Source organism: Streptomyces barringtoniae, assembly GCF_020819595.1.
GTDB classification, from domain to species: Bacteria; Actinomycetota; Actinomycetes; order Streptomycetales; family Streptomycetaceae; genus Streptomyces; species Streptomyces barringtoniae.
Map to the genome: position 1 here is coordinate 1 of NZ_JAJHNP010000017.1, position 15422 is coordinate 15422.

The window sequence follows — 15422 nt, forward strand, 5'->3', positions numbered from 1 at the left end:
GCCCGAGATGATCTTGCCGACCGTCTGCCGCGGGTTCAGCGAGGCGTACGGGTCCTGGAAGATCATCTGGATCTCGGAGCGGATCGGCGCGAGCTCCTTGCGGCCCGCGTGCGTGATGTCCTGCCCGCGGTAGGTGATCTTGCCGCCGGTCGGCTCCAGCAGGCGGGTGATCAGCCGGCCCGTGGTCGACTTGCCGCAGCCCGACTCGCCGACGAGGCCCAGGCTCTCGCCCTCGCCGACCTGGAAGTCCAGCCCGTCCACGGCCTGCACCGCGCCGACGGTACGGCGGATCGGGAATCCGCCCTTGATCGGGAAGTGCTTGGTGAGCCCGGAGACGTCCAGGAGGGGGTTCGTGTTGCTCATGGTCGTGAAGTCCCGTCTGGTTTCCGTCAGTTGTGCCGGGTTGCGGCGAAGTCGGAGAAGAGTTCCCGCTTCTGCTCCGCGGTCAGGTGGCACGCGGAGCCCCGGCCGTCGGCCACCTCGAGCGTCGGGCGCTCGGTCGAGCACAGGCCGCCGGCGACCTTCTCGGCGAACGCGCAGCGCGGGTGGAAGCGGCAGCCGGAGGGCGGGTTGAGCAGCGAGGGCGGGGAACCGGGGATGGGGGAGAGCGGCACGTCGACCGGGCCGTCCAGGCTCGGCATCGAGTTCAGCAGGCCCAGCGTGTAGGGGTGGTCCGCGGTGCTCAGCACCTGCTTCTTGGTGCCGCGTTCCACGCACCGGCCGCCGTACATCACCAGCACGTCGTCCGCGATGTCGGCGATGACGCCGAGGTCGTGCGTGATGAAGATGATCGCGGTGCCGAACTCCTGCTGGAGGTCCTTCAGCAGGTCCATGATCTGCGCCTGGACCGTCACGTCGAGGGCCGTGGTCGGCTCGTCGGCGATCAGCAGCTCGGGGTCGCAGACCAGCGCCATGGCGATCATCGCGCGCTGGCGCATACCGCCGGAGAACTGGTGCGGGTAGTCGTCGACGCGGGTCTCGGGCTGGGGGATGCCGACGCGGCGGAGCATCTCGATCGCACGGTCCCGGGCTTCCTTCTTGGAGGCGCCGGTGTGCTTGCGGTACGTCTCCGCGATCTGGACGCCGATCTTGTGATACGGCGACAGGGAGGCCAGCGCGTCCTGGAAGATCATGGACATCTTGTTGCCGCGCAGCTTCTCCAGCGTCCGCTCGGAGGCGGTGAGAAGCTCCTGCCCGTCGAGCACGATCTCGCCCTCCAGGGCGGTGCGCTCGCGGTTGTGCAGGCCCAGGATCGCCAGGTTGGTCACGGACTTGCCGGAGCCGGACTCGCCGACGATGCCGAGCGTCTTGCCCTTCTCCAGGTCGAAGGAGAGCCCGTCGACGGCCTTGACGATGCCGTCCTCGGTGGAGAAGTGCACGCGCAGGTCGCGGACGGAGAGGAAGGGGGTGCTCATCTTGTCTCTCCTTATGCGAGGCGGACGCGCGGGTCGATGAGGGCGTACACCGCGTCGACGACGATGTTGAAGACGACGATCGCGCCGGCGGCCACCATGGTGACACCGAGGAGCATCGGCAGGTCCATGTCCTTCACGGCCTTCACCGAGACGGCGCCGATGCCGTGCAGACCGAAGGTCTGTTCCGTGATGACCGCACCGCCGAGCAGCGAGCCGAGGTCCAGGCCGAGGATCGTCACGATCGGGCCCATCGCGCCGCGCCAGGCGAAGCGGAAGAACACGGTGCGCCCGGACAGGCCCTTGGCCCGTGCCGTGCGGACGTAGTCCTCGCTCAGCGTCTCGACCAGCTGGGAGCGGGTCATACGGGTGTAGTTGGCGGTGAAGATGATCGCCAGCACGAACCACGGCAGGATGAAGCCCCCGAACCAGGCCCCGGCGTTGTCCGTGAAGCCGGAGTTGTCGTTCGGGCGGGGCAGGAGGTGCCACTCGTCGGAGAGGTAGAACATCGCGACGATACCGACGATGTAGATCTGCAGCGACGAACCGATCAGCGACGCCGAAGAGGCGATCTTGTCCAGCGCCTTGCCCTGCTTGACGGCGGCGATCATGCCGGTGCCGACGCCGAAGACGAAGAAGACGACCGCGCTGCCCAGGGCCAGGGAGATCGTGGTCGGGAAGCGGTCCAGGATGATGCCCGTGACCGGCTCACGGTTGATGAACGAGTAGCCGAGGCAGGGCGCGTTGCAGTGCCCGTACGACGCGTAGTCGCGGCCCATGAAGACGCCCTCGAGCCAGTGCCAGTACTGCACCGGCAGCGGATCGTCGATACCCAGGTTGTGCTTTACGAGCGCCAGAGTCTGTGGCGTGCAGACCTTGCCGCAGGCGACCCGGGCGGGGTCACGCGGAGCGACGTAGAAGAGGAAGAAGGTGATGGCACTGATGATCAGCAGGATCACCGCTGCGCCGATTGTCCGGCGGACGAGAAAGCGGAACATGGCGATGGGATTCCCTGGGCGACGCCGTGGTGGGGGCGGAAGGGGGACGGGCGGGGCGCCGGTGTGCGGCGCCCCGCCCCTGGACTGGCTTGGGCGTCAGGCCTTCACGTACAGCTTGTACATGACGAACGCCGAGAACAGCGGGTCGAACAGCGCGCCGCCGACCTTCGAGCCGTGCAGGTAGAACCGGCGCTGGAAGGTCTCGGGGATGATCGGAGCCAGCTCCGTCATGATCTTCTTGTCCAGGTCCTCCCAGGCCGCGCCGGCCTTGGCGGGGTCGGCGATGACCGCGTTCTTCTTGATCGCGTCGTTGACCCAGCTCACGTTCAGCTGCGAGACGTTGTTGGAGCCGTTGGCGATCGTGGCGCCGTCGAACAGCGGCTGCATGACGGTGTAACCGGTCGGCCAGTCCGGGGACCAGCCGAACCACATCACGTCGAAGCTGTTGTTGATCTGCTGGACCTGGTCGTAGTAGCTGGTGGAGTCCACCGGCTTGACGACCGGGTCGAAGCCCGCCGCCTTCAGGGCGTTGGTGATGACGACCGCCGTCTTGGTGTAGGCGTCGTTGCTGCCCTTGGGGTAGGTGTAGACGATCTTCTGGCCGAGCTTGCCGGCCTCCTTCAGCAGCGCCTTGGCCTTCTCCGGGTCACCCTGCGGCTTCTGCAGCTTGCCGTAGACGTCCTGGTGCGCGTAGCCGAGGATGTCGGGGCTGATGATGGAGGTCGCGTAGTCACCGGCGGCCTGGCCACCGTAGATGCGGCGGATCTGCTCCAGCGGCCAGGCGTGGTTGAGGGCCTGGCGCACCTTCGGGTCGGTGATGCGCTTGCAGTTGATGGCGTAGTAGTACAGGCCGCTGAGCAGGCCGTTGATGGTGCGCTGCTTCAGCTGCGGGTCGCCCAGGACCTTCTGCAGACGCTCGGCGGGCACACCGCTGTAGGCCATGACCGAGTACTGGTCGTCGCCGCTCTCGGCGATCAGACGGTCGGTGGCCGGCAGGGACTCGGTGCCGAACTGGAAGGTGAAGCTGTCCGGGTAGGCGTTGCGGATCGCGTCCGTCGCCGGGTCCCAGTGCGGGTTGCGGACCAGCTTCAGGGACTTGTCGACCGAGTGCTGGGCGATCTTGTACGGGCCGGCGGAGACCGGGTCCTTGTCGTACTTGTCCTTGGTGTCGTGGCTCACCGGCACGGCGCCGTAGGAGTGCATCGCCAGCGTGAAGTTGAGGTCCGGGCGGGCGACCTTCAGCTTCAGCGTGATGGTCTTCTTCGCCTTGTCGGTGACGATGGAGTCCAGGTGCTTGTTGCTGAACGGGCCCTTGTACTTCGAGCGGAAGTCGCTGGAGCCGACGAGCGCGGACTGGACGTACTGCGCGCCCTCGGTGGTGAAGCTGGCGAAGCCGCGCTCGATGCCGTGGCGGACGTCCTCGACGGTCAGCTCGCTGCCGTCCTCCCACTTCAGACCGTCCTTCAGGGTGAAGGTCCAGGTCTTGCCGCCGTCGGCCATGGTGCCGGTGTCGGTGGCGAGGTCACCGACCAGCTTCATGGAGCCGTCCATGGCGATCTTGTAGCCGGTCAGGGCACGGACGTAGAGGTTGGCGACGGTGGAGTTCCAGGCGAAGTAGATCCGCTGCGGGTCCAGGTGGGAGAAGTCGTCCGGACCGATGCCGATGATGTTGCCGCCCTTGCGCGCACCCGGGATCTCGGGGGCGGGGCCGGTCGAGTCCTCCTTGGTGCCCACGGTCACGTGACCGGTGTACTTGGTCGTGCCGGCGTGGGAGCCGTTGCCGCTGTTCCCGCCACCTCCGCTGCTGCACGCGGAGAGGACCATGGAGCCGCCGGCCGCGACCGACGTGGCGATGACGAAGTTTCTGCGGGAAAGGGACATGGTTTCCTGCTCTGGTCGAGGAGAGATACGAGCTTCTCCGGCGGGCCCCGTCGCCCGGACCGGATGGTGGGACGGGAGGTTCAGCGCCCGGCCTTGGGATCCAGCGCGTCGCGCACCGAGTCGCCGAGGAGGTTGAAGGCGATGACGAAGATCACCATGGTCACGCCCGGGAAGAGCATGTACGTGATGTCGTCCTGGTAGTACTTGGACGCGTTCTGGACCATGACGCCCCAGTCCGGGGTCGGGTCGGAGAGGCCGACACCGAGGAAGGCCAGACCGGCTTCGACCGTCACGTACAGCGGAAGGGCCAAGGTCGCCTGGATGAGGATCGGCGTCCAGAGGTTGGGCAGCAGCTCCTTGAAGATGATCCGCGCCGGGGACGCGCCGGTCACCTTTGCCGCCTCCACGAACTCCCGCTCGCGCAGGGCGAGTACCTCACCGCGCAGCAGTCGGGCGATGGGTGCCCAGCCGAACGCGGTCATGACGGTGATGAGGGAGACGACGATGAGCCACGTCGGGGTCGCCTCGTCGGGCGCGACCAGGATCGTGAGCATCACCGGGAAGAAGCCGATGAAGAACAGGGTCTGCGGGAAGGCCAGCAGGATGTCGATGATGCGGCCGACGACGTAGTCCGTCTTGCCGCCGAGGTATCCGGCGGTGATGCCGATGACCACACCGAAGAAGGCCACCAGGACGGTCGTCGCGGTCGCGATCATGAGGGAGTTGCGGATCGCGTACAGCAGGAACGTGAACACGTCCCGGCCCAGCTGCGGGTCGATGCCGAACCAGAAGTCCCCGCTCATGCCGCCGTTGGGCGCGACCGGGAAACCGAAGTCGTTGAGCAGGCTCGGGTCGTTCTGGCCGTACGTGGTGTACGGGTCCTTGCCGTAGATCTTTGCGATCAGCGGCGCGCCGATGCCCACGACGAAGAAGAAGATCACCACAAAGGCGGATATGACGCCCGTCCGGTCCCGCTTGAAGCGGGTCCAGGCCAGCCGTCCCGGAGAGCGGCTCTCGGTGCCCTTCGGGTTGCCGGGCTTCGCCGATGCGGCGCTGTCTTCTTCGGTCACCTCGAGTGCGGCGGCCGGGGAAGGGGATGCGGGGGTGGTCATGATGCTCCGTGCCTTGTGGGTCAAGGCTCCGCAGGGCGCTCCCCTACGGGCTACGCCGGACTTTTTCAACGCAATTCATTCAAGGTCAATAAATTCTCGGTCGCCTTGGTTGCGTCTTTACCTTCTTTACCTGTACTTGATCATTCCGTAGCTACGCGGGTAGCGTGCCGTGATGAATCCGTGCTTCACATCGGATCAATCGGGCCAATCGGGCGATGGGTTCGATATGCGGACGGTGGTGTGTCGAAATGCGTACATCGGCCCGACGTAATCCAACGTTTCGGCATCGTTGCACGAAGATCTGTTGCGCCACCCGCCCAAGATCGTCCGGGCGCTCCCGATCACCGTCCGCTTTCGACCGGCGCGTCCCCCTAACGGCCCCTCAGTCCGACAGCGCGCATGCGGTATGTGTCATATAAGCCGATATTGGCCGGTACCGGTTCGGTGATCGCGGAGGAGGCAGCCATGCGGGGTATCGCGCACGCCCGGTGGGCCGCCGGTGTGATCGCCGCCGGGCTGCTGGCCACCGGATGCGGGGACAGCGGCGGCTTCGGCGGCGCCGGGGTGCTGACCTCCTCCTGGGGCGACCCGCAGAACCCGCTGGAGCCCGCCAACACCAACGAGGTGCAGGGCGGCAAGGTCCTCGACATGATCTTCCGGGGTCTGAAGAAGTACGACCCCAGGACCGGCAAGGCGCAGAACTGGCTCGCCGCGTCCATCGACACCGGCGACTCGCGGAACTTCACCATCAAGGTCAAGGACGGCTGGACCTTCTCCAACGGCGAGAAGGTGACCGCCCGCTCCTTCGTGGACGCCTGGAACTACGGGGCGAGCCTGCGCAACAACCAGAAGAACGCCTACTTCTTCGCCTACATCGACGGCTACGACAAGGTCCACCCCGACAGCGGCACCCAGACCGCCGACACCCTGTCCGGACTCAGGGTCACCGGTCCGGACACCTTCACCGTCCGGCTGAACCAGAAGTTCTCCAGCTTCCCCGACACCCTCGGCTACGCCGCCTTCGCCCCGCTGCCCCGGGCCTTCTTCACCGACCACGCCGCCTGGCTGAAGAAGCCGGTCGGCAACGGGCCGTACCGGATCGAGTCGTACACCAGGGGCTCGGCGATGAACCTGAGGAAGTGGGCGGGCTATCCCGGCCCCGACAAGGCGCAGAACGCCGGGGTGACCCTGCTGGTGTACACCGACAGCAACACCGCCTACACCGACGTGCTGGCCGGCAACCTCGACCTGGTCGACGACGTGCCCTCCACCCAGCTGAAGAACGTCGAGACCGACCTGAACGGCCGCTACATCAACACCCCGGCCGGCATCCTGCAGACCCTCGCCTTCCCCTACTACGACCCGAAGTGGGACACCCCCGGGGCGACGAAGGTCCGCACCGGCCTGTCCATGGCGATCAACCGCAGACAGATCACCGAGACCATCTTCCGCGGCACCCGCACCCCCGCCACCGACTGGACCTCCCCGGTCCTCGGCGCGGCCGGCGGCTACAAGCCCGGGCTGTGCGGCCACGCCTGCGACTACGACCCCGCCCAGGCCAAGAAGCTCATCCAGGAGGGCGGCGGGATCCCCGGCGGCCAGCTGAAGATCACCTACAACGCGGACACCGGCTCGCACAAGCAGTGGGTGGACGCCGTGTGCAACTCCATCAACAACACGCTCGGCAACGACAAGGCCTGCGTGGGCAACCCGGTCGGCACCTTCGCTGACTTCCGCAACCAGATCGGGCAGCACAAGATGACCGGCCCCTTCCGGGCCGGCTGGCAGATGGACTACCCGTTGATCCAGAACTTCCTGCAGCCGCTGTACTACACGGGCGCCTCCTCCAACGACGGCAAGTGGTCCAACAGCCGGTTCGACCGGCTCGTCGACCGGGCCAACGCCGAGACCGGGCAGGCCGCGGCCGTCCGGCTGTTCCAGCAGGCCGAGGAGGTCGTCCGCGACAACATGGCGGCCATCCCGCTCTGGTACCAGAACGGCAGCGCCGGCTACGCCTCCCGGCTCTCCCACGTGGCGCTCAACCCGTTCAGCGTGCCGGTCTACAACGAGATCAGGGTGGGCTGAGCGGCATGGGGCGCTATGTCGCACGGCGGCTGCTGCAGATGATCCCCGTGTTCATCGGGTCCACCCTGCTGATCTTCCTCATGGTCAACGTGATGGGCGACCCCATCGCCGGCCTGTGCGGCGAGCGGGCCTGCGATCCGGCGACGGCCGCCCAGCTGAAGCGGGAGTTCGGCTTGGACAAGCCGCTGTGGCAGCAGTACCTCACCTACATGGGGAACGTCTTCACCGGAGACTTCGGCACGGCGTTCAACGGCCAGCCGGTCACCGAGCTGATGGCCACCGCGTTCCCCGTCACCATCCGGCTCACGATCGTCGCCATCCTCTTCGAGATCGTCGTCGGCGTGACGCTGGGCGTGCTCACGGGCATGCGGCGCGGCCGGCCCGTCGACACCGGGGTGCTGCTGTCCACCCTGGTGGTGATCTCCGTGCCGACCTTCGTCACCGGTCTGCTGCTCCAGCTGCTGCTCGGCATCAAGTGGCAGTGGATCAGCCCGTCGGTGCGCTACGGCAGCTTCGACGAGCTGATCGTGCCCGGCCTGGTCCTCGCCTCCGTCTCCCTCGCCTACGTCACCCGGCTGACCCGCACCTCCATCGCGGAGAACAAACGGGCCGACTACGTCCGTACGGCGATCGCCAAGGGCCTGCCCAGGCGCCGGGTCGTCGTCCGTCACCTGCTGCGCAACTCGCTGATCCCCGTGGTCACCTTCATCGGGGCCGACATCGGCGCGCTGATGGGCGGTGCGATCGTCACCGAGCGGATCTTCAACATCCACGGCGTCGGCTTCCAGCTGTACCAGGGCATCCTGCGCCAGAACACCCAGACGGTCGTCGGCTTCGTGACGGTCCTCGTCCTGGTCTTCCTCGTCGCCAACCTCCTCGTCGACCTCCTGTACGCCGTACTCGACCCGAGGATCCGCTATGCCTGATCAGCAGTACGAGCCCGAGCGCGCGATCGCGGGAACCGGCATGGGCGGCGCGATGGACCTGGGCGCGAGCGAGGCAGCCACCCTGGAGCGGACCCCGGGCGGCCCGGAGGGCACGGGCCCGGCGGGCAAGCCACGCTCCCTGTGGTCCGACGCCTGGCGGGACCTGCGCCGCAACCCGGTCTTCCTGGTCTCCGCCGTGGTGATCCTCTTCCTGGTCTTCATCTCCGTCTGGCCCTCGGCGATCGCCTCCGGCAGCCCCCTGAAGTGCGACCTCGCCAAGGCCCAGGACGGCCCGGGCCCGGGGGCGCCCTTCGGGTACGACGGCCAGGGCTGCAACGTCTACACGCGCACGGTGTACGGCGCCCGTACGTCCGTCACGGTGGGCGTGCTGGCGACGCTCGGGGTGGGCGTCCTCGGGTCGGTCCTGGGGGCTCTGGCCGGCTACTTCGGCGGCGTCTGGGACTCGATCCTGTCCCGCATCACCGACATCTTCTTCGCCATCCCGGTGGTCCTCGGCGGTCTGGTCCTGCTGTCGGTGGTCACCAGCAACACGGTCTGGCCGGTCATCGGCTTCATGGTGCTGCTCGGCTGGCCGCAGATCGGCCGCATCTCCCGCGGCTCGGTCATCACCGCCAAGCAGAACGACTACGTCCAGGCAGCCCGCGCCCTGGGCGCCTCCGACTCCCGCATCCTGCTGCGCCACATCGCCCCGAACGCCGTGGCCCCGGTGATCGTGGTGGCGACCATCGCGCTGGGCACCTACATCGCGCTGGAGGCGACGCTGTCGTACCTCGGCGTAGGCCTGAAGCCGCCCAGCGTCTCCTGGGGCATCGACATCTCCGCCGCCTCCCCCTACATCCGCAACGCCCCGCACGCCCTCCTGTGGCCCTCGGGCGCCCTGGCCCTCACGGTCCTGGCCTTCATCATGCTCGGCGACGCGGTCCGCGACGCCCTCGATCCGAAGTTGAGGTGACGGCCGTGCGAGGCGCTGACGGCGCGCTGCTCGAAGTGCGCGACCTGAAGGTGGAGTTCCGGACCCGGGACGGGGTCGCCCATGCCGTCAATGGGGTGAGTTACGAGGTGGACGCGGGGGAGACCCTGGCCGTGCTCGGCGAGTCGGGCTCGGGCAAGTCGGTGACCGCGCAGGCCGTGATGGGCATCCTCGACACCCCGCCGGGAAAGGTCACCGGCGGCCGGATCCTGTTCCAGGGGCGGGATCTGCTCACCCTGAAAGAAGAGGAGCGCAGGAGGATCCGCGGCGCCGGGATGGCGATGATCTTCCAGGACGCGCTGTCGGCCCTCAACCCCGTCATCTCCGTGGGGGACCAGCTCGGCGAGATGTTCGTCGTGCACCGCGGGATGTCGAAGAAGGACGCGCGGGGCAAGGCCGTGGAGCTGATGGAGCGGGTGCGCATCCCGGCCGCCGCCCAGCGCGTGCGGGACTACCCCCACCAGTTCTCCGGCGGTATGCGCCAGCGCATCATGATCGCCATGGCGCTGGCCCTGGAACCGGCGCTGATCATCGCCGACGAGCCCACCACCGCCCTCGACGTCACCGTGCAGGCCCAGGTCATGGACCTGCTCGCGGAGCTGCAGCGCGAGTACCACATGGGGCTGATCCTCATCACCCATGACCTGGGCGTCGTCGCGGACGTGGCCGACCGGATCGCGGTGATGTACGCCGGGAAGATCGTCGAGTCCGCGCCCGTCCGCGACATCTACAAGGCACCGGCCCACCCCTACACCCGCGGCCTGCTGGACTCCATCCCGCGCCTGGACCAGAAGGGACACCAGCTGTACGCCATCAAGGGGCTGCCACCGAACCTGATGCACATCCCGCCGGGCTGCTCCTTCCACCCCCGCTGCCCCATGGCGAGGGACGTCTGCCGCACCGACGAACCCCCGCTGTACGAGGTCTCCGGCACCCGCGGCAGCGCCTGCCACTTCTGGAGGGAGTGCCTCGATGACCTCGACGACCTCGACGGCTGAACCGATCCTGGAGGTGACCGGGCTCGTCAAGCACTACCCCCTCACCCGGGGGATCCTCTTCAAGAAGCAGATCGGCGCGGTGAAGGCCGTCGACGGCGTCGACTTCACCCTCGCCAGGGGCGAAACCCTCGGCATCGTCGGCGAGTCGGGCTGCGGCAAGTCCACGGTCGCCAAGCTGCTCTGCAACCTGGAACGGCCGACGGCCGGCTCCATCCGGTTCAAGGGCGAGGACATCACCAAGCTGTCCGGAAAGGCCCTGAAGGCCGTACGCCGCAACATCCAGATGGTCTTCCAGGACCCGTACACCTCCCTCAACCCCCGTATGACGGTCGGCGACATCATCGGGGAGCCGTACGACATCCACCCCGAGGCCGCGCCCAAGGGCGACCGCCGCCGCAGGGTCCAGGAACTGCTGGACGTGGTCGGCCTCGACCCGGAGTACGTCAACCGCTATCCGCACCAGTTCTCCGGCGGCCAGCGCCAGCGCATCGGCATCGCACGGGGGCTGGCGCTGCGCCCGGAGGTCATCGTCGCCGACGAGCCGGTGTCCGCCCTCGACGTCTCGGTCCAGGCCCAGGTGATCAACCTCATGGACCGCCTGCAGTCGGAGTTCGACCTCTCCTACGTCTTCATCGCGCACGACCTGTCCATCGTCCGGCACATCTCCGACCGGGTCGGCGTGATGTACCTCGGGCGGATCGTGGAGATCGGCCGGGACGCCGAGATCTACGACCACCCCACGCACCCCTACACCCAGGCGCTGCTCTCGGCGGTCCCGGTCCCGGACCCCGAGGCGAGGGAACAGCGCGAGCGGATCATCCTCAGCGGAGACGTGCCGTCGCCGACGAACATCCCCTCCGGCTGCCGCTTCCGCACCCGCTGCTGGAAGGCGCAGGAGCGCTGCGTCCGGGAGGTGCCGGCCCTCGCGGTACCGGCGGTCTTCCGCGACACGTCCGGCCCGGCGGCCCACGCTTCCGCCTGCCACTTCGCGGAGGAGAAGCAGGTGGTTCCGGCGGAGGACTCGTAGGGGCGGGCGTACGGCAGCGGGCCGGGGCGACATGGCGCGCCCCGGCCCGCTTACGGCACCCGCACGGCCGTACGCTGATCAGCGTCCCGCGTCCGTATATCGGTGCCGCTTCCGTGGAGTTGCCTGCGTGTTAACGCAGTTGACGGTCAATTTCCCTGTGGTGGCAGCGAACGCCGCAGGAAGTCCAGCTGCAGCCGCAGCAGGTTCTCCGCGACCGTCTCCTGCGGGGTCATGTGCGTCACCCCGGACAGCGGCAGGACCTCGTGCGGGCGGCCCGCGGCGAGCAGGGCGGAGGACAGCCGCAGGGAGTGGGCGACGACGACGTTGTCGTCCGCAAGGCCGTGAATGATCATCATCGGGCGGTGCGGCTCGGCCGGGCCGACCAGGCCCGCGTCGTCGATCAGCGAGTTGCGGCGGTAGACCTCCGGCTGCTCGCCCGGCAGGCCCAGGTAGCGCTCCTGGTAGTGGGTGTCGTACAGCCGCAGATCGGTGACCGGGGCGCCGACGACCGCCGCGTGGAAGACGTCCGGGCGGCGCAGCACCGCCAGCGCCGCCAGATAGCCGCCGAAGGACCAGCCGCGGATCGCCACCCGCCCCAGGTCCAGCGGAAACTCCCCGGCGAGCGACTGCAGCGCGTCCACCTGGTCCTGGAGCACGACGGCCGCCAGCTCGTCCCGGACCGCCTTCTCCCAGGCCGGCGAGTGCCCCGGGGTGCCCCGTCCGTCGGCCACGACCACCGCGAAGCCCTGGTCGGCGAACCACTGGGAGGTGAGGTGGGCGTTGTGCGCGGCGACCACCCGCTGGCCGTGCGGGCCGCCGTAGGGGTCCATGAGGACGGGCAGGGGCGTGTCACCGTGGTAGTCCCGTGGCATAAGCACGGCGCACGGGATTCGGCGTGCGCCCCCCTGGGTCAGCGTCACCCGTGGGGAGAAACCGGGATTTTCGGCGTACGACCGGACAGTCGCCGCCGGTTTTCCGTCATGCAGCACCTGGACGCGGAGGCCGGGAGTGTCCGGTGTCGCGGACATGAGCACGGTCACGGCGCCCGCGCGCACCGCCGAGTGGACGCCGGGATCCTGCGACACGCGCTCCAGGCCCAGCTCGTTCACGCGGTACACATGGACCTGGCCGATCTCGGGCTCCTGTGCCTCCGCGCCCGCCGAGGCGGAAATCAGCACGTCGTCCGCGCCCACGTCCAGCACCGCGCGCACATGCAACTGGGCGCTGGTCAAAGGCCGTTCGCCGACCGTCAGCACCCGGGCGCCGCCCTCGTCCGCGATCCGGACAAGCTGCCCGGACGGGCTCCAGCAGGGCACTCCGGCGAACAATTCAAGCCAACTTGGATCTTCATCGGCGTGCACCATCCGGGTGGCCCCCGTGTCCGGGTCCACCGCCAGGAACAGCTGGCTGCGCTGGTCCCGGGCCTGCACCAGCAACAGCGGCGCACCCGCCGCTGACCAGTGCACACGGGCCAGATACGGATACCGGGACCGGTCCCACGCGACCTCCGTGCGCTCCCCGTCGAGCCCGAGAACGAACAGCCGTACGTCCGCGTTGGCCGTGCCGGCGGCCGGGTAGGCGACGTTACGTGGCTCACGCTCCGGGTGGGCCGGATCGGCGATCCACCACCGCTCCACCGGCGTGTCGTCCACGCGCGCCACGAGCAGCCGGCGCCCGTCGGGAGCCCACCAGAAGCCCCGCGAACGTCCCACCTCCTCGGCCGCGACGAACTCCGCGAGCCCGTAGGTGACCCGCCCCGGTCCGTCCGCCGGCTCCGGCTCGGCGAGCGCCCGGTCGCCCTCGCCCTCGGCGCCCACGACCCGCAGCGCACCCTGCGCGACATAGGCGATGTGCGTGCCGTCGGGGGAGGGGCGGGGGTCGATCACCGGGCCCGGGACCCGGAGTTCGCGCGCCGTACCGGCCCGCAGCTCGGCCGTGAAGAGCCGCCCTGACAAGGCGAAAGACGCCAACTCCAGGGCGCTGTCGGTGGCATAGCCGACGATGCCGGCACCTCCCTCCCGACTGCGCTCGCGGCGCGCCCGCTCCTCGGCGGAGAGTTCTTCGGCGGTGCCTCCCAGGAGGGTGCCGGGATCGGCCGCCAGGCGCTCCGCGCCCTCCGGAAGATCCATCACCCACAGGGAGTTGGCCCGGTCGGTGCCGGATCCGGAGCGCAGGAACGCCACGCGCGAAGCGTCGGGCGCCACCGTGAACGCACGCGGCGCGCCGAGCGTGAACCGCTGCGTCCGGGCGTGCCGACGGGGGAAGGAGTCAGACTCGGTCGTCATACCCCGACCATATTGGCCATGCGCCCCCTTGTGCGGCCGTGCGCCGAGCGATGCGCGAGCACGGATAGTTATGATCACTACCGCTGTGTGGGTATGAACCTGCTGGCGTCTGCATGGATTTGCTCTACTGATCTAGATCTGGCGATCTTTGGAGGTGAGCCGCCGTGGCACTCTCGATTTCGGCGGTGGTGCTGCTGGCGATCATCGTCTTCTTGCTGATCAAGAAGTCGGGGCTCAAGGGCGGGCATGCCATCGTCTGCATGCTGCTCGGCTTCTACCTCGCCTCCTCGACCGTCGCCCCCACGATCAGCCAGCTGACGACCAACGTCGCCAGCATGATCAGCAGCATCAAGTTCTGAGGCGCCCTTGGCAGGGGCTCACTTGCGCACGCCTGCCACGAAGACCGACCAGGTCTCCGGCGCGAGTGTCAGCCGGGGGCCGGTGGTGTGCTTGGAGTCGCGGACGTGGATGGTGTGAGGGGTTATGGCGATCTCGACGCAGGACTCGCCATCGGTACCGCCGCTGTAGCTGCTCTTGAACCACGCCAGCGGGCTCACTTGCGCACACCTGCCACGAAGACCGACCAGGTCTCCGGCGCGAGTGTCAGCCGGGGGCCGGTGGTGTGCTTGGAGTCGCGGACGTGGATGGTGTCGGGGGCTATGGCGACCTCGACGCAGGAGTCACCGTCGGGTCCGCTGCTGTAGCTGCTTTTGAACCACGCCAGTTCGGACGCGTTGCGGATCATGTTTCTCCCAGCAGTTTCTCGATGAGGGCCAGTGAGTCCCCGGGCCGAAGCGCCTGGGCCCGGATGGTCCCGTACCGCAGTTCAAGAAGGCGCAGCTCCTTGAGGTTCGAGACCGGACGCCCGTTGAACGCGCCGTCGGTGCGTCCCACCGCCGTGCCGTCCTCGAACTTCAGCAGCTCGATCCTTCCGCCCATGCCGGGGTGTGGTGGGCTGTCCAACGGCATCACTTGAAGTGTGACGTTGTTCAGCCGCCCTACCTCCAGCAAGCGTTCGAATTGCTGTCGCCGCACCATTGTGCCTCCAACCCTGCGGCGCAGGGTCGCCTCCTCCAGGACGAACCCGAGGGCCGGTGCGGGCGACCGCTCGAAAACGGACTGCCTGGCCACGCGGGCGGCCACTCGTCGTTCCAGGTCCTCCGGTGTGTAGGCGGGCAGCCAGCACTCCAGCAACGCCCGCGCGTGCTCAGGCGTCTGCAGCAGTCCAGGGATGTTGCTGGTCTCGTACACACCGATCTCGACTGCCTTGCCCTCCGACTCCGCCAGAGCCCGCACCTTCTTGGGATACCGGACCTTGGCCACGTCCTCCTTCATCGCGGCGATCAGTCCACCCGCCCCCAACACCATGTCGGCCTTGTCCAGATACTCCGGCCGGGGAATCCGCTTGCCGCCCTCGATCTTGTAGACCAGGTCCTCGCCGTAGCCGACGGCCTTGCCGAAGTCGCCGGCCTTCATCCCCACCGCCTCCCGGCGCAGCTTCAGCTGTCGACCGACCGTGGCGACGACCGCGACACCCCACTCGTCGTCCGGACCCACCTCCCAACCCGGCTCGTCCGCCTCGCCCTTGAGTCCGACCGTCATCCACCCCTCCCGACAAGCCCCGACACACCGGACAACCCCTGGACAGTCACCGTACGCAACCGCTCAGTCACCCATCACGGTAGGCGTCTGCGGCCACTCTGAGTG

General features: G+C 68.2%; 15 protein-coding genes. 6 read left to right on the forward strand and 9 right to left on the reverse strand.

Going from position 1 to position 15422, the window contains the following annotated elements; genetic code table 11:
- The 5 genes from LMU33_RS27550 to LMU33_RS27570 all read right to left on the reverse strand — a co-directional run.
- Positions 1–363 (reverse strand): ATP-binding cassette domain-containing protein (locus tag LMU33_RS27550; RefSeq protein ID WP_228623312.1); only part of this gene is annotated, 363 nt, incomplete at its 3' end.
- Between the two features lie 26 nt (positions 364–389).
- Positions 390–1415: an ABC transporter ATP-binding protein gene (locus tag LMU33_RS27555; RefSeq protein WP_228623313.1), complete on the reverse strand. Its 1026-nt coding sequence runs from the start codon at positions 1413–1415 to the stop codon at positions 390–392.
- An 11-nt stretch (positions 1416–1426) separates the two neighbouring features.
- On the reverse strand, positions 1427–2410 hold the full coding sequence (locus tag LMU33_RS27560; RefSeq protein WP_228623314.1) for an ABC transporter permease: 984 nt from the start codon (positions 2408–2410) through the stop codon (positions 1427–1429).
- Positions 2411–2506: 96 nt separating this feature from the next.
- A complete protein-coding gene (locus LMU33_RS27565; protein WP_228623315.1) occupies positions 2507–4291 on the reverse strand; it encodes an ABC transporter substrate-binding protein in 1785 nt (594 codons plus the stop codon).
- 80 nt (positions 4292–4371) lie between these two features.
- On the reverse strand, positions 4372–5403 hold the full coding sequence (locus LMU33_RS27570; RefSeq protein ID WP_228623316.1) for an ABC transporter permease: 1032 nt from the start codon (positions 5401–5403) through the stop codon (positions 4372–4374).
- Between the two features lie 465 nt (positions 5404–5868).
- Here LMU33_RS27570 and LMU33_RS27575 point away from each other — a divergent pair, with 465 nt between their 5' ends.
- From LMU33_RS27575 to LMU33_RS27595, 5 genes are read left to right on the forward strand one after another with little or no spacing between them, the layout of a single operon-like run.
- Positions 5869–7488, forward strand: coding sequence for a peptide ABC transporter substrate-binding protein (locus tag LMU33_RS27575; RefSeq protein WP_228623317.1), 1620 nt, complete (start codon positions 5869–5871; stop codon positions 7486–7488).
- A 5-nt stretch (positions 7489–7493) separates the two neighbouring features.
- The gene (locus LMU33_RS27580) at positions 7494–8414 is read left to right on the forward strand and encodes an ABC transporter permease (protein WP_228623318.1); all 921 of its coding nucleotides are present in this window, start codon (positions 7494–7496) and stop codon (positions 8412–8414) included.
- On the forward strand, positions 8407–9387 hold the full coding sequence (locus LMU33_RS27585; protein WP_228623319.1) for an ABC transporter permease: 981 nt from the start codon (positions 8407–8409) through the stop codon (positions 9385–9387). Before LMU33_RS27580 ends, LMU33_RS27585 begins: the two co-directional genes overlap by 8 nt.
- Positions 9388–9392: 5 nt before the next feature.
- Positions 9393–10403 carry an ABC transporter ATP-binding protein gene (locus LMU33_RS27590; RefSeq protein ID WP_228623320.1) on the forward strand — a complete coding sequence of 337 codons (1011 nt, stop codon included), beginning with the start codon at positions 9393–9395 and terminating at the stop codon, positions 10401–10403.
- Positions 10378–11430 (forward strand): ABC transporter ATP-binding protein, encoded by a 1053-nt coding sequence (locus LMU33_RS27595; protein ID WP_228623321.1) that lies wholly within the window; start codon positions 10378–10380, stop codon positions 11428–11430. The genes LMU33_RS27590 and LMU33_RS27595 overlap by 26 nt, the downstream gene beginning before the upstream one ends.
- 146 nt (positions 11431–11576) lie before the next feature.
- On the opposite strand, the gene LMU33_RS27600 is transcribed toward LMU33_RS27595, so the two are convergent.
- A complete protein-coding gene (locus tag LMU33_RS27600; RefSeq protein WP_228623322.1) occupies positions 11577–13715 on the reverse strand; it encodes a S9 family peptidase in 2139 nt (712 codons plus the stop codon).
- A gap of 164 nt (positions 13716–13879) precedes the next feature.
- Between LMU33_RS27600 and LMU33_RS27605 the strand changes: the two genes are divergently transcribed.
- Positions 13880–14074 (forward strand): hypothetical protein, encoded by a 195-nt coding sequence (locus LMU33_RS27605; protein WP_228623323.1) that lies wholly within the window; start codon positions 13880–13882, stop codon positions 14072–14074.
- Between the two features lie 18 nt (positions 14075–14092).
- Here LMU33_RS27605 and LMU33_RS27610 read toward each other — a convergent pair whose 3' ends face one another.
- Genes LMU33_RS27610 through LMU33_RS27620 form a run of 3 tightly spaced genes read right to left on the reverse strand, consistent with a single transcriptional unit; the run spans position 14093 to position 15317 of the window.
- Positions 14093–14272: a DUF397 domain-containing protein gene (locus LMU33_RS27610; protein ID WP_228623324.1), complete on the reverse strand. Its 180-nt coding sequence runs from the start codon at positions 14270–14272 to the stop codon at positions 14093–14095.
- On the reverse strand, positions 14269–14460 hold the full coding sequence (locus LMU33_RS27615; RefSeq protein WP_228623325.1) for a DUF397 domain-containing protein: 192 nt from the start codon (positions 14458–14460) through the stop codon (positions 14269–14271). Before LMU33_RS27615 ends, LMU33_RS27610 begins: the two co-directional genes overlap by 4 nt.
- The gene (locus LMU33_RS27620) at positions 14457–15317 is read right to left on the reverse strand and encodes a helix-turn-helix domain-containing protein (RefSeq protein WP_228623326.1); all 861 of its coding nucleotides are present in this window, start codon (positions 15315–15317) and stop codon (positions 14457–14459) included. Before LMU33_RS27620 ends, LMU33_RS27615 begins: the two co-directional genes overlap by 4 nt.
- Between the last annotated feature and the right edge of the window lie 105 nt (positions 15318–15422).

Excerpts from the sequence above, each read along its gene's own strand:
- LMU33_RS27555 (WP_228623313.1), bottom strand. The coding sequence starts at position 1,415 with ATGAGCACCCCCTTCCTCTCCGTCCGCGACCTGCGCGTGCACTTCTCC.
- LMU33_RS27560 (WP_228623314.1), bottom strand. The coding sequence starts at position 2,410 with ATGTTCCGCTTTCTCGTCCGCCGGACAATCGGCGCAGCGGTGATCCTG.
- LMU33_RS27565 (WP_228623315.1), bottom strand. The coding sequence starts at position 4,291 with ATGTCCCTTTCCCGCAGAAACTTCGTCATCGCCACGTCGGTCGCGGCC.
- LMU33_RS27570 (WP_228623316.1), bottom strand. The coding sequence starts at position 5,403 with ATGACCACCCCCGCATCCCCTTCCCCGGCCGCCGCACTCGAGGTGACC.
- LMU33_RS27575 (WP_228623317.1), top strand. The coding sequence starts at position 5,869 with ATGCGGGGTATCGCGCACGCCCGGTGGGCCGCCGGTGTGATCGCCGCC.
- LMU33_RS27580 (WP_228623318.1), top strand. The coding sequence starts at position 7,494 with ATGGGGCGCTATGTCGCACGGCGGCTGCTGCAGATGATCCCCGTGTTC.
- LMU33_RS27585 (WP_228623319.1), top strand. The coding sequence starts at position 8,407 with ATGCCTGATCAGCAGTACGAGCCCGAGCGCGCGATCGCGGGAACCGGC.
- LMU33_RS27595 (WP_228623321.1), top strand. The coding sequence starts at position 10,378 with ATGACCTCGACGACCTCGACGGCTGAACCGATCCTGGAGGTGACCGGG.
- LMU33_RS27600 (WP_228623322.1), bottom strand. The coding sequence starts at position 13,715 with ATGACGACCGAGTCTGACTCCTTCCCCCGTCGGCACGCCCGGACGCAG.
- LMU33_RS27615 (WP_228623325.1), bottom strand. The coding sequence starts at position 14,460 with ATGATCCGCAACGCGTCCGAACTGGCGTGGTTCAAAAGCAGCTACAGC.
- LMU33_RS27620 (WP_228623326.1), bottom strand. The coding sequence starts at position 15,317 with ATGACGGTCGGACTCAAGGGCGAGGCGGACGAGCCGGGTTGGGAGGTG.